Below are 21,374 nucleotides of genomic sequence, written 5' to 3' on the forward strand. Positions count from 1 at the left end.
CGGCCGCACGGCGCCGGTGTCAGACCGTCAGCAGGTCGTCCACCGACCCCCGCCCGGCCAGCTCCGCCGTCGCGACCGGCCCCTCCTTGGCAGCCGCGTAGCGGCCGGTGGTCAGCGCCCACTCGTAATTGCCGTTGATCCAGCCCCGGATGGCCTCCACCCCCATCCACACCCGCTCCCGCTGCCCCGCGTCGAGACCCAGCTCTTCGCACATCACCGGCACCCGGGCCTCCAGCTCCATGTACTCGTCGAGGCACCCCGCCGTCATGCGGTACGCCTCCTCCGCGGCCTCCTGCCAGGAGCAGCCCAGCTCCCGGTGCAGCACGGCGATCAGGTTGTGGCCGTCGCCCCGGCGCCGCTCGCGCTCGAAGGAGTGGATGTCGTTCATGAAGCCGATGGTGTCCGCGGCCAGGTCCCGCATCCGCTCCATCAGCGGGTGCGCCATCGCCGCGGGCGGCACCTCGAAGCGGCGGCTGCGCTCACCCGCGTCGATGCTGTGGTGGATGCCCACCGTGCGGCGGCGGAACCCGGTGTAGGCGGCGAGCCCCAGCGTCCCCTCCAGGCCCCGCGCCGCGAGATCCACCTCCTCGCAGTGCGCCACCAGGAACCGGCCCCAGGAGGCCGCGAACCGGGTCTGCCAGGTCAGCGACATGCCTTCCGCGAGCCCCGCCCAGACCTCCACCCAGGCCAGCGTGATCGGGCAGACCACCCGGGGCGGCGTCCCCGCCGGGCGCAGCGGTGTGGCGATCAGCTCCCGGGCCACCTCGGCTATCCGCTCGGCGCGGTCCGGGCGCCCGGCGTCGAACTGGTCGTCGAAGAGGAAGGCGAGGGAGAACCAGTTCATGAGAACGACCATGTCGTCCGCCGACGCGTGCGGATACGTGCGCGCGGCGGCCTCGGAGAGGTCCCAGGACCGGTACTCCTCGAAACCGGCCTCGCTGCGCACCAGTCCCCGCTCCCACACCCACCGCAGATGGCGCTCCCGCGCGTACTCCAGATGCGGGCTGACCGGGGTGTCGAACGGTATGTCGAACAGGACGTCCTGAGGCATGTGCTTCCTTCCGGGAGACGAACGCAGAGTCCCCCCGCCCTGCGAGCGGACGGCCGCCCGGCCGCCCGCACACTCGAACCGCGCCCCGGTCCATGGTCAGGGGACCGGGAGGCGGTAGCAGACTGCCCAGGCCGGAAACGATCTACACGAGTCACTTTCGTGATCTCCGTTACTGACGGCACCTCAGGAGCCGCGTACACTCCCTCGCTTTGCGTCACTCGCCGTGACCGTGTGAAACCGGCGAGCCGGGATATCCGCAGGGGGAGAGGACCGGGACGCCGACGCCCGGACCCGGACCCTTCGGAGGAGACATGGCACTGGTGGACGCGGGCGTCGTGGTGCTCGACTGCGCGGACCCCGAGGCGCTCGCCGCGTTCTACACGGAGCTGCTGGGCGCCCGGGAGACCGGGGTGAGCCCCAACCGCGTCGAGATCAGGGGGGCGGACGGCTTCCGGATGGCCTTCCGGCGGGACGTCAACGCCACCCCGCCGAGCTGGCCCCGCCCCGAGAACTCCCTCCAGACGCACCTGGAGTTCGTGGTCACGGACCTGGACGAGGCGGAGCGCGGCATCGTCGGCCTGGGCGGGCGGCCGGTGGAGGCCAAGGACGGACCGGGCCCCCACGAGGAGCGCGGCTTCAGCGACCCGGCGGGCCACCCCTTCACCCTGCGCCGCTCCGCCGTCCCGGCGGCTCCCAAGCAGGGCTGAGCCCGGAGCCCGGCCCGCCCCGGCGCCCCGCCCGGCCGCCGGGGCGGGCGGGGCGCCGGGGCGGGCGACCGGGGCGGGCGACCGGGGCGGGCCGTGCCGCCGACGGCCGCCCGACGGGAGCCGGGTCACTCCTCTCCGCCGCGGTCCTTCGTCGGCCAACTGCCCGTGGACCGCCGGATCGCCTTGGCGCCGGCGCGGTCCACGGCGCTGCGCACCACCGCGAAGATCGCGCCCTGCACCGCGGCGGCCACCAGGACCTCGCCCCAGCCCCGGTCCTCGTCCAGCGGGCCGGGCGCGTGGTCCTCGTGCCGGAGCAGCTTCCAGGTCCGCCGGAAGGCCAGCCCCGCCAGCGCGCCGCCCGCCCAGCTCAGGGCGAATCCCAGCGGCTGGTAGACGAGGGGGAGTTTCTGCTTCGCCGTGCCCACGTGTGTCTCCTTACCGTCGTTCGGCGGCGGGCCGGACCGGTCACGGCCGGCCGGCCGCCGGAATCTCCTCGCCGGCCGGCACCGGGCCCGGCGGCGTGCCGTCGCCGAAGGGACGGCCGCCCAGTTCCTCCCGGTGGTGCGGGGTGAGCCAGCCGGACCGGTCGGGGCCGACGGGCACGATGCCGGTCGGGTTGATGCCCGTGTGCACCCGGTAGTAGTGGCGCTTGATGTGGTCGAAGTCGACCGTGTCCCCGAATCCGGGCGTCTGGAACAGATCGCGGACGTACGCCCACAGCACCGGGTTCTCCGCCAGCTTCCAGCGGTTGCACTTGAAGTGGCCGTGGTAGACGGCGTCGAATCGCACCAGCGTGGTGAACAGCCGGATGTCCGCCTCGGTGATGCTCTCCCCGACGAGGTAGCGCTGCCGCGCCAGCCGGGGCTCCAGCAGATCGAGGCGCCGGAAGACGCCCTCGCAGGCCGCCTCGTACTCCTCCTGGCCGGTGGCGAAGCCCGCCCGGTACACCCCGTTGTTGACGTCCTCGTAGACGCCGTCCATGACCTCGTCGATCTCGTCGCGCAGGGCGTGCGGATACAGGTCGGGGGCGCCGGGCCGGTGCAGGGCCGTCCACTCGGTCGCGAGGTCCAGGGTGATCCGCTGGTAGTCGTTGGTCACCAGCGCTCCGCTGGGCACGTCCACGACGGCCGGCACGCTCACCCCGCCGGGATACCCGGTCTCCCGCCGGTCGTAGGCCTCGCTGAGGTAGCGGATGCCGAGCACCGGGTCGCGGCCGTCCGGGTCCAGGGTGAAGCGCCAGCTCCGGTCGTCCTGGATCGGGTCCGCGACCGCCAGCGAGAGGGCGTCCTCCAGCCCCAGCAGCCGCCGCGACACCAGGGAGCGGCTCGCCCACGGACAGGCACGGCTGACCACCAGGCGGTAGCGCCCCGCCTCCACCGGCCAGCCGTCCCGGCCGTCCGCGGTGATCCGGTCCGCGAAGTGGCTGCGGGACCGCTTGAACGCCTTCCTGCCGTACGCGCTGTTGCCGGGCGCCCGCCCGTCACCGCCGCTCATGGGGCCGCCTCCCTGTCGTCCGTCACTCCTGGAGGACGCGTTCCCCTTTTTCGGCCACCGGCACGGACGCGTCCGGACGGACCCGCTCCGGCGGCCCCGCCGTCGTGGGGACCTCCGCGGCGCGCGGTGCCGTCCGGGCCCCGGTCCCCGAGGCCGCCCGGCCATGCCCCGGGCGTGCGGGAGCCCCGCCGCGACGGGGGAACGCGGCGGGGCCCGGAGATCCGGGTGCCCTCCCCGCGCGGAAACACACACGGGGAGGAGCGCGCCGGTCAGCCGCCGTCGACGGGCTCCAGCACGAGGACCGGGATCTCGCGGTCCGTCTTCTCCTGGTACTCCGCGTACGGCGGGAACGCGGCCACCGCACGCTCCCACCACCGGGCCTTCTCCTCACCGGTGACCTCACGGGCCGTCATGTCCCGCCTGACCGGGCCGTCCTGCAGCTCCACCAGCGGTTCGGCCGTCGCGTTGAAGTACCAGACCGGGTGCTTGGGCGCCCCGCCCTGCGAGGCCACCACGGCGTAGCGGCCGTCGTGCTCCACCCGCATCAGCGGCGTCTTGCGGATCTTGCCACTGCGGGCGCCCCGGGTGGTCAGCACGATCACGGGCATCCCCGTGTCCAGCAGCGTCGTGCCCGCGGTGCCGCCGGAGCTCTCGTACAGCTCGACCTGCTCACGCACCCACCGCGTCGGGCTGGGTTCGTACTCGCCGTCCAGAGGCATGGCTTCCGTCCCATCGTCACGTCGTACGGCCGCCACCGTCACCGGCGGCCGGGTCGTCGGACCATCCATACCGCACGCCGTACCCCGGCGACCGGTACTTCCGCCATTACCCCGCGCGTCATCGCGCCGTCGGCGCATCCGGGGCACAGCCGGATCCGGCCGCGCCCCCGACCGAAGGAGCCCCCCCATGACCACCGCCACCGGAGAGACCACCCGCGCCGTGGTGGAGGAACTGCTGCGCCGGATCGCCGGCGGCGGTCCCGAGCACATCGCGGAACTGTACGACGCCTCCTGCGACTGGCTGCCGGCCTGGCCCGAGGACGAGCACGGCCGCCCCGACCCGCCCTGGGCGCGCCACCAGGGACCCCGCACCGACGCCGCCGTCCACTACCGCGAGCCGGCCGCACACCACGTCCCCGGAGCGGCGGCCACCCGGATCGGGACGGTCCTCGTCGACGGCGAGGACGCCGTGGTGCTCGGGGAGATCCGGCAGACCGCCGCCTCGACCGGGCGCGCCCACCGCGCCGGGGTCGCCCTGCGGCTGACCGTCCGCGACGGCCTGCTCGTCCGCCACCACGTCTACGGGGACTCGCTCGGCGTGTACCACGCCTTCGCCGGCTGACGGGCCGTCCGGCGGCCCGACGGACGGCCCGCGCGGACGGCGCACGGGACCGGGCGTCCCGCGGCCTCCGGCGGGATGGGGCGGCCGGGAGCCGGCCTTCGAGTGCGCTCCAGCACGTACGCTCGGCCCCGGACCACCGGTCGCGAAGGCGGGAGCAGCCGAATGCAGTACGTGAAGCTCGGATCGACGGGCCTGGACGTGTCGCGGATCTGTCTGGGATGCATGACCTACGGCGTGCCCGACCGGGGCACGCACGAGTGGACCCTCGACGAGGACGCCTCCCGCCCGCTGATCCGGCAGGCGCTGGAGGCCGGGATCACCTTCTTCGACACCGCGAACGTCTACTCCGACGGCACCAGCGAGGAGATCGTCGGCCGGGCGCTGCGGGACTTCGCCTCCCGGGACGAGATCGTGCTCGCCACCAAGGTGCACGGCCGGATGCGCTCCGGACCCAACGGCGCCGGGCTCTCCCGCAAGGCGATCATGACCGAGATCGACCACAGCCTGCGCCGCCTGGGCACCGACTACGTCGACCTCTACCAGATCCACCGCTTCGACCCGTACACCCCGGTCGAGGAGACCATGGAGGCACTGCACGACCTGGTGAAGGCGGGCAAGACGCGCTACATCGGGGCCAGTTCCATGTACGCCTGGCAGTTCTCCAAGATGCAGTACACCGCCGAGCGGAACGGCTGGACGGCCTTCGCCTCCATGCAGAACCACTACAACCTCCTCTACCGCGAGGAGGAGCGCGAGATGCTGCCGCTCTGCGCCGACCGGGGCACCGGTGTCCTGCCGTGGAGCCCGCTCGCCCGGGGACGGCTCACCCGGGACTGGGACACCGCCACCGCCCGCAGCGCCACGGACGCCTTCGGCGGGACCCTCTACCAGGAGGGCGACCGCGCCGTCGTGGACGCCGTCGGCCGGGTGGCGAAGGACCGGGGGGTGTCCCGCGCCCAGGTCGGCCTGGCCTGGCTGCTGGGCCGGGACACGGTCACCGCGCCGATCATCGGTGCCTCCCGGCCGGGGCATCTGGCGGACGCCGTGGCCGCCGTGGACCTGGTGCTCGGCGAGGAGGAGAACGAGGTGCTGGAGCGGCCCTACACCCCGCATCCGGTCTCCGGCCACTGAACCGCCGACGCGGCCTCCGGCTCCGGTCCCCGCGCCGTCGCGTCCGGGGACCCCGACCCGGGGCTGCTCCGCGCGCCGGTCCCGTGCCGCGCACCGTGCCGCCCGTGACGCCGGGCCCGCGTCCCCGGAGGTCCAAAGACGTTCAGGAGGCGGGTCCGGCGCGACGGCTCAGGGACCGGTGCCCGGCTCCAGCACCGTCAGGACCACCGACGAGGCGTTGCCGCCCACCGGGACCTCCCCCGCGGTCCACGCCACCCGGAGGGGGTCCCGCTCGTCGGGCGGGGTAACCAGCAGTGCCGCCGGGGTCGCCGTCCGGGCCTCGGTGATCTCCGGGCTGGAGAAGGACAGCCCCGCCCAGGCGCTGCGGCCCGGTGCCAGCGAGAGGGTCCGGGGCGACCCGGCGGTGCGCCGGGGGTCGGGGCCGAGCTGCTCGCCGGCCGTGTCGACGAAGGCGGCGCCCGGATAGCCGCGCAGCGTGCAGGTGTGCGCGGAGGCGTTGGTGAGCACCACCGGGAAGTTGCGCTGGCCGGCGCCCGGATCGTCGCGGCCGACGGAGGCGCGCAGTTCGGAGGTGTGGCAGCGGGTCGAGGCGACCGGCGATCCGGCGCCGTCGCGGGACGGTTTGGTGCCCGGTGACGTGCTCCCGGCGCCGCCCTCGTCCCGCGGCGTGCTCTCCGCGCCCGGCGGCTCCGTGGTGCCGGGGGCGGTGGCGGCTGCCGAGGGGGCCGTTTCGGAGGACCGGCTCGCGCTCGCCGCGCCGTCCTCCGCGCCGCACGCTGTGACCAGCCCGAACGCGAGCAGCGCGCCCACCAGGACCGCCGCCCGGCGCGGCGGCCGTGGACCCGGGCCCGGCGCGGGGACCCGCCCGGCGCCGCCGCCCGGAGCGGTGGAACCGGCCGGAGACATGGCCTCCGCCGCGTGGCCGCGGGTCACCGGCGCTCCGCGGCCGTCCCCGCCGCGCGCCCGCGCGCCCCCCGCTCCGCGCGCCTCGGCCCGCAGGCCCAGCCCCGCCCCGCCGCTCCGGTCCGCACGCCGGCCCCTGGTCGCCATGGCTCCTCCACCCTCCCGCACGTCGTCGTACGGGCGCCGGATCCTCGCGGGGACCGCACGCCCTGCTGAGACGAGTGTCCCGGCGCGGGGGCGCGGAAACGGTGGTTCACCCCTCGTCCAACAGTCCCAGTTCCGCCCAGATCGTCTTGCCCTCGGTGGTGTGCCTGCTGCCCCAGCGCTGGGTGAGCTGGGCGACCAGCAGCAGTCCGCGCCCGCCCTCGTCCCAGGTCCTGGCCCGGCGCAGATGCGGGGCGGTGTGGCTGGAGTCGGACACCTCGCAGATCAGGATCGTCCCGTCGTGGATCAGCCGCAGCCGGATCGGCGGCGCGCCGTACCGGATGGCGTTGGTGACCAGCTCGCTGACGACCAGTTCGGCGGTGAACGACGCCTCCGTCAGCCGCCAGGCGGCCAACTGGTCGACGGCCTGCTTGCGTACGGGCGCCACCAGCGCCGGATCGGCGGGGATGTCCCAGGCCGCCACCCGGTCCGGCGGCAGCCCCCGGGTCCGGGCCAGCAGCAGGGCCACGTCGTCGGCCGCGCCGCCGGTCGGCAGCAGGGTGTCCATCACCCGGTCGCAGGCCGCGTCCAGCGAGTCGGTCCCGGCCGCCAGCGCCTCGACCAGCAGCGCCCGCCCGGCGTCGGCGTCCCGCTCCCGGCTCTCCACCAGACCGTCGGTGAAGAAGGCGAGGACACTGCCCTCGGCCAGTTCCAGTTCGGTCGACTCGAAGGGGAGCCCGCCCACGCCCAGCGGCGGCCCCGAGGGCAGCTCGACGGTCCGGGGCGGGCCGTCCGGCGGGATCAGCACCGGCGGCGGATGCCCGGCCCGCGCCATCGCGCAGCGCCGCGACACCGGGTCGTACACGGCGTACAGGCAGGTCGCGCCGACCTCGCCCGCGCCGTCGTCGCCGGACTCGTCGGACAGCCGGACGACCAGGTCGTCGAGGTGGGTCAGCAACTCGTCGGGGGTGAGGTCGATGTCGGCGAGGGTGCGCACGGCGGTGCGCAGCCGCCCCATGGTGGCCGAGGCCTGGATGCCGTGGCCGACCACGTCGCCGACGACCATGGCGACCCGCATCCCGGACAGCGGGACCACGTCGAACCAGTCGCCGCCCACGCCGGAGCGCGCCGCCGGGAGGTAGCGGGAGGCCGCCTGCACCGCGGCCGTCGGCGGCAGCCGGCGGGGCAGCAGGCTGCGCTGCAGGGCCAGGGTGGTCTCCCGCTCCCTGGAGTAGCGGCGGGCGTTGTCGACGCAGACGGCGGCGCGGGCGCTGACCTCCTCGGCCAGCAGCACGTCGTCGTGGGTGAACGCGAAGGGGCGCCGGAACCGGCTGAAGACCGCCACGCCGAGCGTGGTCCCCCGGGCCTGGAGGGGCACGCACAGCATCGAGTGGACGCCGTACTCCATGAACCGGCGCACCCGCTGCGGATCCTCCTCCCGCCACCGCTCGAAGGGGGCCGAGGGCACCTCGGTCACGATGGCGTGCCCGGCGGCCAGGCACTCCGCCTGCGGCGAGGCGGCCGGGAAGTGGTGCAGGTGCCCCGGCTCGGTGAGGGCCTCGGGGCAGCCCGGGTTCACCGACTGGTGCGCGGTGCGGCGCAGGGCGACCGGCGGCGCGGACGCCGGGGCGGGATCGGCGCCGGGCTCCTGCTGGTCGAGCAGTTCCACGCTGACGAAGTCCGCGAGCGTCGGCACACAGACGTCGGCCAGCTCCTGCGCGGTGCGGGTGACGTCGAGGGTGCTGCCGATGCGCACGCTCGCCTCGTTGACCAACTGGAGCCGCTCGCGGGCCAGATGCTGCTCGGTGAAGTCGTGGGCGCTGACGCAGACGCCCCGCACCCGGCCGTTCGCGTCGGTGAGCGGCGCGATCCGGGCCAGCCACGCGTGGGCGCGGCTCTCGCCGGGCGCCTTGAAGTGCGTGTGCATGTCGTAGCGGTGGCCGGTGGCGAGCACCCGCGTCATATGGGCCTCCAGCTCCACCGTCTGCGGGCGGCTCCCCAGATCGGTGGGGCGCAGCCCCCGGACGAGGTCCGGGGGGAGCCCGACCAGATCGGCCATCGCGTCGTTGACGCCGCGCAGCCGCAACTGGTCGTCGACGATGAGCGTCGCGCAGGGGGACTGCGTCAGCGCCGCCCTGACCAGCGGGTCGTCGAGCTGCTCGGGACCGCGCTCCAGGGGGGTGACGACCAGCCAGGGGCCCGGTCCGCCGCCCGTCGGGGGCCTGCGGTGGGCCAGCGCCCGCACCCGCACGGTGTGGCCGTCCCGGTGGCGCAGCGCGAGGGTGCCCTGCCAGTGCCGCTCGCCGGGCCCGGGGAGGCGCTCGGTGGCCGCTCCGGCGAGCAGAGCGGCCGCGGGGCGTCCGACGACGGCGGCGGCCGGGTGGCCCAGCAGCCGGCGCGCGCCCTCGTTCCACTCCCGCAGTGTCCCGGAGCTGTCGACGAGGACGCGGGCGGTAGCGGCATCGTCGGACGGGTTGACCGGACTCATCGTCGCCACTCCATTGCGCACACTCGCAGCGATCAGGCGCGTCGCTGGGAGGCCAGCCTAGTGCGTCCGGGCCCGTGGCGGACCCGTATCGCGGCGCCTCCGGCCGCCCCGCCGCACGGTCACCGCCCGGCGGGGCGGAAGGGGACATCCGTTCCCGTTCCGTCCCGGCGGTCACGTCCCGCCGGGACGGGGCGCCGGATGTGCCGGGGCGGCCGGGCGCCGCGCGGCGCGTCCCTCCCGTGCCGCCGACGGGGCGCCGTGCGCGGGTCCGCCGCGGCCACGGGGGCCGGGCGCCCGCGGCCGGTGCCGCCGCCGGTGCGCCCGCCGGGCCTGCCCCGCCCACCAGGGGGTGCCGGGACGGTGGACCCGGCTCCTGCGTCCCCGCCCCTTCCCGCGCGCGGGTCGGGTCGGCGTCGCCCGGTGCCACCGCGTCGACGGCATCCGGCCCGGCGCCCCACCGGACACCCGCGGCCCAAAGTACGGCGCCCGCGCGGCCTCCTCCGCGACCGGGCCGGCGGGCGGGTGAGCCGGGCCGGGGACGACCGGGGCGGCCCGAGCCGGGCGCACCCCGCGGTGCCGGTGCCCGCCCGTGTCCCGCCGCCCCCGCGCCCCTCGCGGTACCGCTGAAACACTCCTCTGAGCTGGGACTATTTACGGCTCAGTACCCGAGCGGTACCGTGGCACCATGCCAGCTCTGAACGTGGAGTTCAGCGACCGCGAACTCGAGGACCTGCGTCAGATCGCCAAGGAGCGCGGTACGTCGATGAAGGCCCTCGTGCGGGCGGCGGCCGCCGCCGACATAGCGCGGCACCGGGCGCTCCAGGAGGGTGCGGAGGCGTTCCGCCAGTTCTTCTCGGCCCACGCCGACGAGTTCGCCGCCGCCTTCCCCGACGACGAACCGCCCTCCCGGGGCGAAGGGCGGGCCGACTGACCCATGGCCCCCGCCCCCGCCCTGCACATCGACGTCCCCTGGCTGCTCCAGCGCCACGAGGAGGTGCTCCCGGAGCAGCCCACCATCAACGACTTCTCCGCGCTGGTCGCCGCCGTCGCCCGGCACCGCGTCGACCCGCCCCGCCTCGGCGTCGACTCCGACTCCGCCTGGCGGGCCGCGGCCCTGCTGCACACCCTCGCCGTGCTCCGGCCGCTGCCCTCCGCCAATGCCCGGTTCGCCTGTGCCACGGCCGTGGCGTACATGTACGCCAGCGGTGCCGGGATCGATCCGCCCTACGGCGCCCTCGTCGACCTCGCGCGCGATCTCATGGCCGGCGACACCGATGTCTACGGCGCGGCCGACCGGCTGCGCTCCTGGCAGATCTGACCGGGGCCGGGGGTGCCGCCGTCCCGGGCGGTGCCCCGGCCGCCACCGTCCGCCGCCGCAGGGCGCCGCAGAGCGCCGCGGAGGCGGGTGGGAGTGGCGTCAGGGGGTGTGTTTCCGGCCCATTGCCGAACGCATGGATCACGCCATTCCGCTGGTCGGCGTGCCCGTCGGGCACCGGGTTACGGGCTTGATGTGTTCGGAGTCCGTGACTTCCCGCCACTGCTTGAATACGCAAGGTTACCGAAAGTGGTGGGGTGGGGGTGAGTTTCGGCGGCCGACTCGGCAGACTCGCCTTCGCCAGCCCGGCGCTCCCACGGTGCCGGGACCTGGCATGCCCTCGACCGAACGGAAGGACGCGCACGATGGGGAACACCGCGTGCCGGACCGTGGCTCCCGGGCCGGGCGGCACCACCGCCGGGCACGGACCCGGTGAGGTCCTTCCGTGCCTCCCCGGTCACCGCCCCCGCGTCGCGTCGCGCCCCCTCGGGACGCCCGCGCGCGGTGGCGCGGCGCGGCCCGCCGGACGCCCGGCGTCCGGTGCCGCCGCCCAGGACCGGCACCGGGGGCGCGGGCCCGCCGGGGGCCGCCGTACCCAGGGGCGCGCCGCGCACGGGCGCGCCCCTCTCGACGAGTGCGTGAGATCCGCCCGCGGTGCGAGCGGCCCCACGTACTGAAAGGCCGGGGCCGTCGCGGTCCGTGCGGTGTGATCCGGTGGCTCGTCGCTGGGGAGTGCGAGCCACCGCCGTACCGGACGCGCGGTCCCGCACCGGGGGCGGCGGGCGGAGTGGGGCCGCCCGCCGCCCCCGGAATTCACGTCCCCGGCCGCGGCCGGCCGGACCGCCGTCGCCGCCGTGCCGCGACCGTCACCACCGTCAGGCCCCGGGGCTCCCGTCCCCGCCGTGACCGCCACGGTCCGGCCCGGGACCCCCGCCCTTGCCGCGGGCGCGGCCGCCGTCCGGCCCGGGACCCCCGCCCTCCCGGGCGACGGCCCCGGCGCCGGGGTCACCGCCGGGGCCTTCGCCGCGGGGCCCGACGGACGACGACCGGGCGCGGTGGCTGGTGTCGCACCAGGGGAAGCGGAGACTGCGCCGACAGGTGCACAGGGCGACCCGGACCCTGTCGGAGCGGACCACCGACCCGTCCTCAAGTTCGACCTCCACCGGGCCCTCCACCAGCAGCGGGCCCCGGCGGCGGGCCATGATCCTGCGGGGCTCCTCAGAGCGGGAGTTCGGCACGGACGACCACCAGCTCCTCCTCCGTCCCGGCCCGCGGCAGCAGCCCGCGCTGTCGCAGCCAGCCCTCCCGGCCGCGCACCACCGGACCGAACGCGATCCTGCGCCGCCGGGTCACCGCCGCCTTCAGCCCGGCCTCGCACAGCAGCCCCACGGTCCGCCCCGGGTCGCTCAGCGACGACTCCACCAGCAGCAGCACACCGCCGGGCCGCAGCAGCGCGGGCACCTCGCGGCAGATCCGGTCCAGCACCAGGCGCCCGTCGTGCCCCGCGTCCCAGGCGCGGGCCGCGCCGCGCGGACACCGGGCGCCGCCGTCGGGCGCGGGGACGTACGGCGGATTGGCCAGCACCAGGTCGAACCACTCGCCCCGCACCGGCGCGAACAGGTTGCCGCGCCGCACCCGGACCCGCAGCCCGGCCCGCCCGGCGTTGACCCTGGCGGCCCACACCGCCCGCCGCGACAGGTCCACCGCGGTCACCCGGGCGCCCCGCCGGGCCGCCGCCAGGGCCAGTGCCCCGGAGCCGGTCCCCACGTCGAGAACGGCCGCGCCGACCGGCAGCGGTTCCTCGGACAGGGCCCCGGCCAGCAGGGCGGTGTCCTCCTGGGGGGCGTAGACCCCCGGCAGCACCAAGAAGTTCACCGGCCCCAGGTACCCACGCCGCCGCGGAGTAGCCTCACGGCCCCTCGGACGGGCCGGAGGGGGGACCGTCCCCGGGCAGCGGGGTCCGCAGCGACGAGCGGCCCGCGCGCCAGTCGGCCAGCAGCCGCGCCCCGAAGCGGTCCTCCAGATGACCCGTGGCGTCCAGCCCGAACACCACGTCCGGCGCGAGCCACGGCTCCTCGTCCAGCAGGCCGCCGATCACCTCGTGCCGCACGATCTGCTCGTGCACCGCGTCGGCCTCCACGTGCTCGTCGTAGAAGCGCTCGGCGGCGGGGCCCGCGCCGGTGCGGCGCATCGCCCGCGCGAGCCGCCGGGAGCCGGGCGACGAGGTGATCTCCACCGCCGCGAAGTGCCCGACCAGGGCGCCGCGCAGGGAGCGGTGCAGCCCGCACAGGGACATCAGGTTCACCGTGGCCAGGCACTCCGCGGAGGCCGCGTCCAGGTACCGCCCGTAGGCCGGGTCCAGGTCCAGGTCCGTCATCAGCTCCGCGAACAGCCGGGCGTGCACCCGCTCGGCCCGGCCCCCGCCGTACTCGTCGAACTCCACCGCCGCCATCGCGGCCTTCGCCCGGCCCCGCAGCCGGGGCAGCACCCAGGCGTGCGGATCGGCCTCCTTGAGGTGGTACAGCGACCGCTGGGCCGCGTACTCCCGCACCTGCCACCGCTCGCCCCCGTCGCTCAGGAAGTGGCTGACGCCGGTGCCGTCGGCGGGCTCCACCAGCAGGTCGCCGACCGCGTCCGCGACCTCCCCGTGCACCCGTGCGTCGGCCCGCAGCGCCGACAGGAACCGGTCCTCCAGCGCCGCCCGGAACAGCAGCAGCGCCGGGTCCCACTCCAGGGCGGGGGAGACCCCGGCGAAGCCCCGGTAGTGCGGCTCGTAGCAGAGGTACAGGGCGAGCTGGAGGTCGTCGCCGTAGGCCGGGGCGGCGCCGACGGCGCCGGGCGCCGGGGGCAGGCCCGTGCCGAGCAGGTAGGCGGCCACGGCCGCCGAGAGCGGGCCCCTGGGCGTGGGCAGCGGTGGTCCTTCGCGCTCGATGTCCATGCGCCGCGGGTACCCGGCCGCCCCGGGCCCGCACCCGTGCGCCGACGCCGCACGCGGGCTCGCTCCACCGGGCCGAGGCCGCCCCGCGCGGGCGCGGGGCATGGGGTGTTTCGGCGGGGGAGCGGCGGGGACCCGCCCGGCGAGGTCACCCGGACACGGAAGGAAGATGATGCCTCGTGACCGCGGACTCCCGTGACACGCCCGCCGCCCGTCCGCCCGAGTCGGGCTGGTCCAAGGCCCGCCATCCGCACGACCGCGGTGCCCCGCGCACCTGGGTCCCGGCCGTCGACGACGGCGACGCACCGCGCGCCCGGCGCCGCGGCGCGGAGTCGCACATCGTGAGGGGCGAGGACTGACCCGCCCCGCGCGCGGAGGCACCGGCGGGTGCCGGTTCCAGGACCTGCACCCGCCCGCGCCCCGCTCCCGCCGCACCCGGACCCCGGGGCCCGCGCGTGGCGGGGCATCCCGCGGGGCATCCCGCCCGGCCTCCGGGCGAACCCGGCCTCCGGGCGGAGTGCCCCGGACCATGACCGGCACCGTCCGGGGCATGCCGGCCAGGCGCACGACGGCACCAGCCGACGGCCTGCCGGACACCGTCCAGTACCGCCCGCCGCCCCGGACCCGAGCCGGGGGAGGCGGGCCGCCGGACGCCGGTGCCGGCGGACGGAAGGGCGGGGGGCTATTCGTCCCAGGCCTGGATCATGGTCTGTTCGGTGATCTTCCCGTCCCGCAGCGTCATCATCGACTCCGCCAGGACCCTGACCCCGTCCGGGTACTCGCAGGACTCGCTGTAGGCGGCCCGGTCGCCCTGTACGACGCACTCCTCCAGCCGGTGTGTCATGTCCCGGGCGTACACATCGTCGAGCATCGCCGCGATCTCGTCGTGGCCCCGCAGGACCTTGGGGCTGCTGGGCTGGGTGGAGCGGTCCACGACGCGGATCTCGGCGTCGTCCGCGTACAGCGACAGCAGATCCGCCGCCGTCCTGCCCTCGATGCCCCGGCGCAGCGCCTCGGTGTCGAACGCGGGGGCTGTGGTGGTGTCCATGACGACCTCCTCCAAGGCCGCGGCCCGGAGGGAGTCGGGCCGTCGACGGCCTCTCCTTCGAGGCTCCTACGCTCCGGCGCCCGCGGCAAGGCCGGTCCCGGAACTCCTCCTGACGAGTGACCCCCGGGGGCCGCCCGTGTCCGCCACCGGCCGCCCCGCGTTGCCGGAACATGATCTCAACACGACGCATCGCAGTCGCCGTCGGTCTCGCCGCCGGTGTCACCGGCCTCGTCGCCCCGATGGCGAACGCGGCCGGGGGAGCGGCCGGCGGCGGGCTCAGCCCGATGCGGGCCCTCGACTCGCTCGCCATGGGCGACCTGCCCGCCGAAGGGCGGGCCCAGCTCCCCCGCCCCTCCGCCCAGCTCAACCGGCTGAACGACGTCAACCAGCTCCGGCAGGTCACCGGCCTGGTCTCGCCGGTGTTCGGCGTCGTCCCCGCCGTCCAGACCTGACCCCCGCCACACCCCGGCGGACCGGGGCGGGGGCCGCCCTGGGCGTGTCCCCGCCCCCTCCCCGGCCCGGCGGCGATCACGTGCGCGTAGGGTCGGGAGGAACGTTCCGTGGCGGAAGATAGGGGCCAGCACCATGGCGCAGGAAGTACGCGGCGTGATCGCACCGGGCAAGGACGAACCGGTGCGCGTCGAGACGATCGTCGTCCCCGACCCGGGACCGGGCGAGGCCGTGGTGAGCGTCCAGGCCTGCGGTGTGTGCCACACCGACCTGCACTACAAGCAGGGCGGCATCAGCGACGACTTCCCCTTCCTGCTCGGCCACGAGGCCGCGGGCGTCGTGGAGTCCGTCGGCGAGGGCGTCACCGACGTGGCCCCCGGCGACTTCGTGATCCTCAACTGGCGCGCGGTGTGCGGCAAGTGCCGGGCCTGTCTGCGCGGGCGCCCCTGGTACTGCTTCGACACCCACAACGCCCGGCAGCGGATGACCCTCGCCTCCACCGGGCAGGAGCTGTCCCCGGCCCTCGGCATCGGTGCCTTCGCGGAGAAGACGCTGGTCGCCGCCGGGCAGTGCACCAAGGTCGACCCGGCCGTTTCCCCGCAGGTCGCCGGGCTGCTGGGCTGCGGTGTGATGGCCGGCATCGGCGCCGCGATCAACACCGGTGAGGTCGGGCGCGGCGACAGCGTCGCCGTCATCGGCTGCGGTGGTGTGGGCGACGCGGCCATCGCCGGTTCGCGCCTGGCCGGGGCGTCCCGGATCATCGCGGTGGACATCGACGACCGCAAGCTGGAGACCGCCCGTGCCATGGGCGCCACCCACACCGTCAACTCCCGCACCGCCGACCCGGTCGAGGTGATCCGCGAGCTGACCGGCGGCTTCGGCGCCGACGTCGTCATCGACGCGGTGGGCCGCCCGGAGACGTACCGTCAGGCGTTCCACGCCCGCGACCTGGCCGGGACCGTGGTCCTGGTCGGGGTGCCCACCCCCGAGATGAAGCTCGAACTGCCGCTGCTGGACGTCTTCGGCCGCGGCGGCTCCCTCAAGTCCTCCTGGTACGGCGACTGCCTGCCCTCCCGGGACTTCCCCATGCTGATCGACCTGCACCTCCAGGGCCGCCTGGACCTGGGCGCTTTCGTCAGCGAGACCATCCGGCTCGACGAGATCGAGCAGGCCTTCGAGCGGATGCACGCGGGCGACGTCCTGCGCTCGGTGGTGGTGCTGTGATGTCCGCCCGCATCGAACGCGTCGTCACCTCCGGGCAGTTCAGCCTCGACGGAGGGACCTGGGACGTCGACAACAACGTCTGGCTCGTCGGCGACGACCACGAGGTCGTCGTCATCGACGCCGCCCATGACGCCGACGCAATCGTGGAGGCCGTCGGGGACCGCAGGCTGACCGCCATCGTGTGCACCCACGCCCACAACGACCATGTGAACGCGGCCCCCGCCCTCGCCGACCGCACCGGCGCCCTGATCTGGCTGCACCCCGACGACCTGCCGCTCTGGAAGCTCACCCACCCCGACCGCGACCCCGATGCCTGGCTGGCCGACGGGCAGGTCATCGAGGCGGCCGGGGCCGACCTCACCGTCCTGCACACCCCCGGGCACGCGCCCGGCGCCGTCTGCCTGTACGACCCGGGCCTCGGCACCGTCTTCACCGGCGACACCCTCTTCCAGGGCGGTCCGGGAGCCACCGGGCGCTCCTACTCGCACTTCCCGACGATCATCGAGTCGATCCGGGGCAAGCTGCTCACCCTGCCCCCCGCGACCGTCGTCCGCACCGGCCACGGCGACTCCACCACCATCGGCGCCGAGGCCCCGCACCTGGAGGAGTGGATCAGCCGGCGCGGCGGCTGACCGGACGGCGCCCGAATACCGCCCAGGACTGCTGACCGGACGGCGCCCGAATACCGCCCAGGACTGCTGACCCGCGGCCGACGACGCACTACGGTCGGCCCATGACGCACACCAAGCGGTTCGAGGGACACGGCATTCTCATCACCGGCGCCGCGCGCGGCATCGGTGCCGCCACCGCGAGACGGCTCGCGGAGGAGGGGGCGGGAGTGCTGGTGACCGACGTGGACCCGCCGGCGGCCGAGAGGACCGCGGCGGGTCTGCGCGAGCGGGGGCTGAACGCCGAGGCGTTCCCCTGCGACGTGGCCGACCGGACCTCCGTCGAGGCAGCCGTGGACCGGGCCGTGGACGCCTTCGGCGGCCTCGACGTCCTGGTCAACAACGCCTACTCCTGCTCCCGGGACGCCTCGCTCTTCGAGGACGACGCGGACGAGACCTGGGCGCGCGACCTCGACATCACCCTCACCGGGGCCTACCGCTGCTCCCGCGCCGCCCTTCCTCACCTGGCCGCCTCCGGCCGCGGCGCCATCGTGAGCATCGGCTCCGTCAACGGCATCCAGGACTTCGGCAACCACGCCTACAGCGCAGCCAAGGCGGGCCTGGCCTCGCTCACCCGCACCCTCGCCGGGCACGGGGGGCCGCGCGGGGTGCGGGCCAACCTGGTGGCGCCGGGCACCGTGCGGACCACGGCCTGGGAGGGGCGGGAGGCGGACCTGGAGGCGCTGCGCCCCCGCTACCCCCTGGGCAGGATCGGGGAGCCCGAGGACATCGCGGCGGCCGTCGCCTTCCTCGCCTCCCGCGACGCCGCCTGGGTCACCGGCACCACCCTGGTCGTCGACGGCGGCCTGACCTCGGTGAACACCGGATTCCGGCAGACCCTCGGCGAGGTGGCCGGCCCCCGCTGACGGCCTCAGCGCCCGGCACGGAGGTCACCGTTCGGTCGCGGTCGGCCGGGGAGGGCAACCGAAGCCACCGCGCACCGGTCTACCAGGCGGACCCGCAGCACGGCGGGCCCGCCCATCCTTCGACCACGAAAGGCTGACCGGCCATGGGGGACACACGACGACGGGGGACCGTCGTACTCGGGGTCACCGCACTGGTGGCACCGCTCACCATCGCGCTGAGCAGCACGCCGGCCCAGGCCGCGAGCTGCACCACACAGACCGGCCCCTACCAGAAGAAGGTGGAGAAGTTCCTGGGCCGCCCGGTCGACGGCAAGCAGTCCGCCGCCGACTGCAAGGCGATCCGCGCCTTCCAGAGCAAGCACGGCATCACCCCGACCATCGGCTACGCCGGCCCCGTCACCTGGGGGGCGATGGACCTGATGACGAAGCAGAAGGCCGTCGGCAAGAACCCCAACAAGGCGGGCAAGTGCCCGGTCAACAAGGGCCGCATCGCCTGTGTGAACCTCACCCTCCAGCTGAGCTGGATCCAGGACGGAAAGAAGCTCGTGCACGGGCCCGTCCCGGTGCGCACCGGCCGCGACGGCTACGAGACCCGCACCGGCCTGAAGAAGATCTACTGGCGGAACATCGACCACGTCTCGACGATCTACAACGTGCCGATGCCCTACAGCCAGTTCTTCGACGGCGGCCAGGCCTTCCACTCGGCCGGGGTGAGCATGTGGAACCCGCCGGGCTCGCACGGCTGCGTCAACATGACCAAGGCGGACGCCAAGAAGTACTGGTCCCTGCTGAAGAACGGCGACGACGTCTACGTGTACGGCCGCAAGCCGGGCACCTGACCCCCGCACCGCCCGCCGGAGAACACGTTCCGGAAACGAACTCACCGGTGGACCTTGACAGATGAGAAGATCGACGTGACCAGGGACACGGTCCACTATGTCCGGTTCCGGCGTGATTGCTCACAGCGCCTTCACGCCGGGCACCGTATGCTTCACACCATGTCCACCACTGTTGAGCCTTCCTCCGAGCGATCGGCTGACGAGGTCAACGAGGAGATCCGGGCCCTGTGGCTCCGGTCGGGCGGGACACTGAGCGTCGAGCAGCGCGCGGAGTACCAGCGGCTCGTCATGGAGTGGGCCACCGCGGCCCCGGAGCGGAAGACCGCCGCCTGACGGGCCCGGCCCTCCCGGCACTCGGGCGCCGCCCGCGCCGCCGCCCTCCTCACGACCCCGCGGCCCACGCCCTCCGCCGAGCCCCGGCCGCCTGACCCCGTGCCGGCCGCCGGATCACCCCGTCCGCCCCGTTTTCCGGACCCGGTCCCGCCGCCTGTCCTGGGCCCCATGACCAGGACTTCGCAGGACCCCGCCGGGGAACCCGACCCCCTGCGCGCGCTGGACCTCGACCGGCTGCGCCGGCGCGCCAGCATGAAGTGGCGCACCTGCCCCGAGGACGTGCTGCCGCTGTGGGTGGCCGAGACGGACGTGCCGCTCGCCCGCCCCGTCGTCCGCGCCGTCACCGACGCCCTGGAACTCGGCGACACCGGATACGCCGCCGGGACCGCCCGCGCCGAGGCCCTGGCCGGGTTCGCCCGGCGGCGCTGGGACCGGGAGTGCCCCGCCGTGGAGCGCGTCGCGTTGGTGCCCGACGTGATGCCCGGCGTCGTCGGGATGCTCAAGCCGGTCACCGGACCCGGCGACCCCGTGATCCTCAACCCCCGGTCCACCCGCCGTTCCACCAGTTCGTCGCCCACATGGACCGGCGCGAGGTCGAGGCCCCGCTCGGCGGGGACCTGCGGCTCGACCTCGATGTGCTGGAGGGCGCCTTCCGTCGGTCGGCGAAGGAGGGCGGCCGGGCCGCCCACCTGCTGTGCGGCCCGCACAACCCCACCGGCACCGTGCACACCGACGGGGAACCGGCCGCCGTCCCCGCCCTCGGGGAGCGCCACGGCGTCCGGGTCGTCGCCGACGAGATCCACGCCCCCGTCGTCACCGGAGGGCCCCGGTTCGTCCCGTACCTCACCGTGCCCGGCGCCGACCGCGGCCTCGCGCCGACCTCCGCCTCCAAGGGCTGGAACCCGGCCGGACTGAAGGCGGCGCTCGCCTGCGCGGGTCCCGGAGCGGCGGCCGACCCGGCCCGGATGCCGGAGGAGGTCTGCCACGGGGCGAGCCATGCCGGCGTCATCGCCCGCACCGCCGCCCTGCGCACGGCACAGAGTGGCTCGACGCCCTGCCGGCCGGGCTGCAGAGGAACCGCCGGCTGCTCAGGTCCCTCCTGGCCGAGCACCTGCCGGACGTCGTCCACCACCCGGGCGAGGCCGCCTGTCCGGCCTGGCTCGACCGCCGCACCCCGGGCCCGGGCGAGGACCCCGCCCGGGTCTTCCTCGACCGGGGGCGGGTGGCGGTCGACTCCGGTCTCCCCTTCGGCAGCGGGGGAGCGGGGCACGTCCGGCTCGACCTGGCCACCTCGCCCGAGGTCATCGAGGAGGCCGTCCGCCGCATGGCGTCGGCCCTGCCCTGAGACCGTGCTGAGGCCGCCCCGAGGCGGCGGGGCAGCGGCCAGGGGGCGTCATCGGGCCGGGAACCGCCGTGCGAGCCGGGGACAGCCCCTAGACTGCCCCACCATGGACGACGACGCCACGCTCGGCCGGCTCGGCTCGGGCAAGTACCTGCTGGTCACCAGTTACCGCAAGAACGGCACCACGGTCGCCACCCCGGTCTGGGTGGTCCGGGACGGGCGGACGCTCGGCGTCTGGACGCGCGCCGACTCCTGGAAGGTCAAGCGCATCCGCAAGCGCCCGGACGTCCTGGTCGCCCCCTGCGACGCGCGCGGCAACCCCACGGGCGACCAGGTCCCCGCGACGGCCGAGATCGGCGACGCCGCCCTCGCCGGGCGCTACCGGAGGCTGATCGCGGACAAATACGGCCTTCTCGGCCGGCTCGCCCTCGCCGGGAGCAGGCTGCGCCGGGGGGCCCACGGCACCGTGGCCGTCGCCATCACCCTCACGGCGTGAGGCCGCGCGGTCCCGGAGCACCGCCGTACCCGGGGCCGTGCGCCCCGGTGTCCCGTGCGCCGGGCGTGGGCGCGCCCGGTCCGGGCCGGTGCGCGGGCGGCCTCAGGTCCAGGCCCGGTACGGGTCGTCGGTCAACTGGAAGACGGGCTCGCCGCGCACCGGGTCCTTGGCCATGGACAGCCGCACCCTGTCCCCGCACTGAATGCCCATCAACGGCCCCATGACCCGGCCGCGCAGCACGAAGCCCTCGGCCATCTCGACCAGTGAGACGTTCCGCGCGGACGGCGTGTTGCGGTTCACCACCGTGGAGTGGCGCACCGCGCCCAGGCCCTCGCTGCGCTCCGTGCGCAGGTCGCTGCCGCGACAGGCCGGGCACAGCACCCGGTGGTAGACGGCGGTGCCGCACCAGGTGCAGCGCTGGAAGAACACGGCGTCCGGGGCGGTGGTGCCGAGAACTCCCGTCGTGGAGCCGGGTGTCCGCTGAACGACGCTCCCTGAGAGGTGCTGCACGCTGGTCAACTCCCTGCACTCGGGCCGGAATCCACGCGCGGGGTGTCGCGGGCACGCGAAGGCGCGGTGCGCGGCCATCCGCACGGCCC

General features: G+C 75.4%; 23 protein-coding genes and 2 pseudogenes. 14 read left to right on the plus strand and 11 right to left on the minus strand.

All coding sequences use genetic code 11. The features are described 5' to 3' along the window. Positions 1 to 19 precede the first annotated feature (19 nt). Positions 20 to 1,051 (minus strand): 7-epi-alpha-eudesmol synthase, encoded by a 1,032-nt coding sequence (locus tag GTY84_RS01810; RefSeq protein ID WP_161224226.1) that lies wholly within the window; start codon positions 1,049 to 1,051, stop codon positions 20 to 22. Positions 1,052 to 1,362: 311 nt separating this feature from the next. Here GTY84_RS01810 and GTY84_RS01815 point away from each other — a divergent pair, with 311 nt between their 5' ends. Next, the gene (locus tag GTY84_RS01815) at positions 1,363 to 1,758 is read left to right on the plus strand and encodes a VOC family protein (RefSeq protein ID WP_161224227.1); all 396 of its coding nucleotides are present in this window, start codon (positions 1,363 to 1,365) and stop codon (positions 1,756 to 1,758) included. Positions 1,759 to 1,883: 125 nt separating this feature from the next. Here the strand turns inward: GTY84_RS01815 and GTY84_RS01820 are convergent, their stop codons facing one another. From GTY84_RS01820 to GTY84_RS01830, 3 genes are all read right to left on the minus strand, one after another. Then, positions 1,884 to 2,183 (minus strand): DUF4235 domain-containing protein, encoded by a 300-nt coding sequence (locus GTY84_RS01820; RefSeq protein WP_161224228.1) that lies wholly within the window; start codon positions 2,181 to 2,183, stop codon positions 1,884 to 1,886. 40 nt (positions 2,184 to 2,223) lie between these two features. Beyond that, positions 2,224 to 3,252 carry a glutathione S-transferase C-terminal domain-containing protein gene (locus tag GTY84_RS01825; protein ID WP_161224229.1) on the minus strand — a complete coding sequence of 343 codons (1,029 nt, stop codon included), beginning with the start codon at positions 3,250 to 3,252 and terminating at the stop codon, positions 2,224 to 2,226. A 269-nt stretch (positions 3,253 to 3,521) separates the two neighbouring features. After that, the gene (locus GTY84_RS01830; protein WP_161224230.1) at positions 3,522 to 3,971 is read right to left on the minus strand and encodes a nitroreductase family deazaflavin-dependent oxidoreductase; all 450 of its coding nucleotides are present in this window, start codon (positions 3,969 to 3,971) and stop codon (positions 3,522 to 3,524) included. Positions 3,972 to 4,158: 187 nt separating this feature from the next. On the opposite strand from GTY84_RS01830, the gene GTY84_RS01835 reads away from it, so the two are divergent. Both GTY84_RS01835 and GTY84_RS01840 read left to right on the plus strand, forming a co-directional pair. Beyond that, positions 4,159 to 4,593, plus strand: a complete 435-nt coding sequence (locus tag GTY84_RS01835) for a nuclear transport factor 2 family protein (RefSeq protein WP_161224231.1) — start codon at positions 4,159 to 4,161, stop codon at positions 4,591 to 4,593. 162 nt (positions 4,594 to 4,755) lie between these two features. Beyond that, complete coding sequence (locus GTY84_RS01840) at positions 4,756 to 5,724, plus strand: aldo/keto reductase (RefSeq protein ID WP_161224232.1); 969 nt, start codon at positions 4,756 to 4,758, stop codon at positions 5,722 to 5,724. Positions 5,725 to 5,892: 168 nt separating this feature from the next. Here the strand turns inward: GTY84_RS01840 and GTY84_RS01845 are convergent, their stop codons facing one another. Both GTY84_RS01845 and GTY84_RS01850 read right to left on the minus strand, forming a co-directional pair. Beyond that, positions 5,893 to 6,657, minus strand: a complete 765-nt coding sequence (locus GTY84_RS01845; RefSeq protein ID WP_345943307.1) for a DUF4232 domain-containing protein — start codon at positions 6,655 to 6,657, stop codon at positions 5,893 to 5,895. Between the two features lie 223 nt (positions 6,658 to 6,880). Beyond that, positions 6,881 to 9,259, minus strand: coding sequence for a SpoIIE family protein phosphatase (locus GTY84_RS01850; protein WP_161224233.1), 2,379 nt, complete (start codon positions 9,257 to 9,259; stop codon positions 6,881 to 6,883). 685 nt (positions 9,260 to 9,944) lie between these two features. On the opposite strand from GTY84_RS01850, the gene GTY84_RS01855 reads away from it, so the two are divergent. Both GTY84_RS01855 and GTY84_RS01860 read left to right on the plus strand, forming a co-directional pair. Continuing rightward, positions 9,945 to 10,190 carry a hypothetical protein gene (locus GTY84_RS01855; protein WP_161224234.1) on the plus strand — a complete coding sequence of 82 codons (246 nt, stop codon included), beginning with the start codon at positions 9,945 to 9,947 and terminating at the stop codon, positions 10,188 to 10,190. Positions 10,191 to 10,193: 3 nt separating this feature from the next. Further along, positions 10,194 to 10,577 (plus strand): toxin Doc, encoded by a 384-nt coding sequence (locus tag GTY84_RS01860; protein ID WP_161224235.1) that lies wholly within the window; start codon positions 10,194 to 10,196, stop codon positions 10,575 to 10,577. A gap of 1,040 nt (positions 10,578 to 11,617) precedes the next feature. Here the strand turns inward: GTY84_RS01860 and GTY84_RS33315 are convergent. The 3 genes and pseudogenes from GTY84_RS33315 to GTY84_RS01875 form a co-directional block, all read right to left on the minus strand. Beyond that, positions 11,618 to 11,812 (minus strand): annotated as a pseudogene (locus GTY84_RS33315) (CDGSH iron-sulfur domain-containing protein); the annotation flags it as partial. Further along, the gene (locus GTY84_RS01870) at positions 11,793 to 12,458 is read right to left on the minus strand and encodes a HemK2/MTQ2 family protein methyltransferase (RefSeq protein WP_161224461.1); all 666 of its coding nucleotides are present in this window, start codon (positions 12,456 to 12,458) and stop codon (positions 11,793 to 11,795) included. The pseudogene GTY84_RS33315 and the gene GTY84_RS01870, both read right to left, overlap by 20 nt. Before the next feature lie 25 nt (positions 12,459 to 12,483). After that, the gene (locus GTY84_RS01875; RefSeq protein ID WP_161224237.1) at positions 12,484 to 13,512 is read right to left on the minus strand and encodes an iron-containing redox enzyme family protein; all 1,029 of its coding nucleotides are present in this window, start codon (positions 13,510 to 13,512) and stop codon (positions 12,484 to 12,486) included. 176 nt (positions 13,513 to 13,688) lie between these two features. Between GTY84_RS01875 and GTY84_RS01880 the strand changes: the two genes are divergently transcribed. Further along, complete coding sequence (locus tag GTY84_RS01880; protein ID WP_161224238.1) at positions 13,689 to 13,868, plus strand: hypothetical protein; 180 nt, start codon at positions 13,689 to 13,691, stop codon at positions 13,866 to 13,868. Between the two features lie 323 nt (positions 13,869 to 14,191). On the opposite strand, the gene GTY84_RS01885 is transcribed toward GTY84_RS01880, so the two are convergent. Next, positions 14,192 to 14,557: a nuclear transport factor 2 family protein gene (locus tag GTY84_RS01885; protein ID WP_161224239.1), complete on the minus strand. Its 366-nt coding sequence runs from the start codon at positions 14,555 to 14,557 to the stop codon at positions 14,192 to 14,194. Positions 14,558 to 14,727: 170 nt separating this feature from the next. Between GTY84_RS01885 and GTY84_RS01890 the strand changes: the two genes are divergently transcribed. The 8 genes and pseudogenes from GTY84_RS01890 (at position 14,728) to GTY84_RS01925 (ending at position 20,775) form a co-directional block, all read left to right on the plus strand. Then, positions 14,728 to 15,009 (plus strand): hypothetical protein, encoded by a 282-nt coding sequence (locus GTY84_RS01890; protein WP_161224240.1) that lies wholly within the window; start codon positions 14,728 to 14,730, stop codon positions 15,007 to 15,009. A gap of 133 nt (positions 15,010 to 15,142) precedes the next feature. Next, positions 15,143 to 16,231: an S-(hydroxymethyl)mycothiol dehydrogenase gene (locus GTY84_RS01895; protein ID WP_161224241.1), complete on the plus strand. Its 1,089-nt coding sequence runs from the start codon at positions 15,143 to 15,145 to the stop codon at positions 16,229 to 16,231. Beyond that, positions 16,231 to 16,863, plus strand: a complete 633-nt coding sequence (locus GTY84_RS01900; protein WP_161224242.1) for an MBL fold metallo-hydrolase — start codon at positions 16,231 to 16,233, stop codon at positions 16,861 to 16,863. The genes GTY84_RS01895 and GTY84_RS01900 overlap by 1 nt, the downstream gene beginning before the upstream one ends. A gap of 101 nt (positions 16,864 to 16,964) precedes the next feature. Next, positions 16,965 to 17,765, plus strand: coding sequence for an SDR family NAD(P)-dependent oxidoreductase (locus tag GTY84_RS01905; protein WP_161224243.1), 801 nt, complete (start codon positions 16,965 to 16,967; stop codon positions 17,763 to 17,765). A gap of 143 nt (positions 17,766 to 17,908) precedes the next feature. Next, the gene (locus GTY84_RS01910) at positions 17,909 to 18,604 is read left to right on the plus strand and encodes a L,D-transpeptidase family protein (protein WP_161224244.1); all 696 of its coding nucleotides are present in this window, start codon (positions 17,909 to 17,911) and stop codon (positions 18,602 to 18,604) included. Between the two features lie 147 nt (positions 18,605 to 18,751). Beyond that, positions 18,752 to 18,937 carry a hypothetical protein gene (locus GTY84_RS01915; protein WP_161224245.1) on the plus strand — a complete coding sequence of 62 codons (186 nt, stop codon included), beginning with the start codon at positions 18,752 to 18,754 and terminating at the stop codon, positions 18,935 to 18,937. A gap of 168 nt (positions 18,938 to 19,105) precedes the next feature. Next, positions 19,106 to 20,282, plus strand: a pseudogene (locus GTY84_RS01920) (aminotransferase class I/II-fold pyridoxal phosphate-dependent enzyme). A gap of 103 nt (positions 20,283 to 20,385) precedes the next feature. Beyond that, complete coding sequence (locus GTY84_RS01925; protein ID WP_161224246.1) at positions 20,386 to 20,775, plus strand: PPOX class F420-dependent oxidoreductase; 390 nt, start codon at positions 20,386 to 20,388, stop codon at positions 20,773 to 20,775. Positions 20,776 to 20,877: 102 nt separating this feature from the next. Here the strand turns inward: GTY84_RS01925 and GTY84_RS01930 are convergent, their stop codons facing one another. Then, positions 20,878 to 21,285 (minus strand): zinc ribbon domain-containing protein, encoded by a 408-nt coding sequence (locus tag GTY84_RS01930; RefSeq protein ID WP_345943308.1) that lies wholly within the window; start codon positions 21,283 to 21,285, stop codon positions 20,878 to 20,880. Between the last annotated feature and the right edge of the window lie 89 nt (positions 21,286 to 21,374).

Origin of the sequence: Streptomyces sp. SID8352 (assembly GCF_009862265.1) — a bacterium.
Lineage (GTDB): Bacteria > Actinomycetota > Actinomycetes > Streptomycetales > Streptomycetaceae > Streptomyces.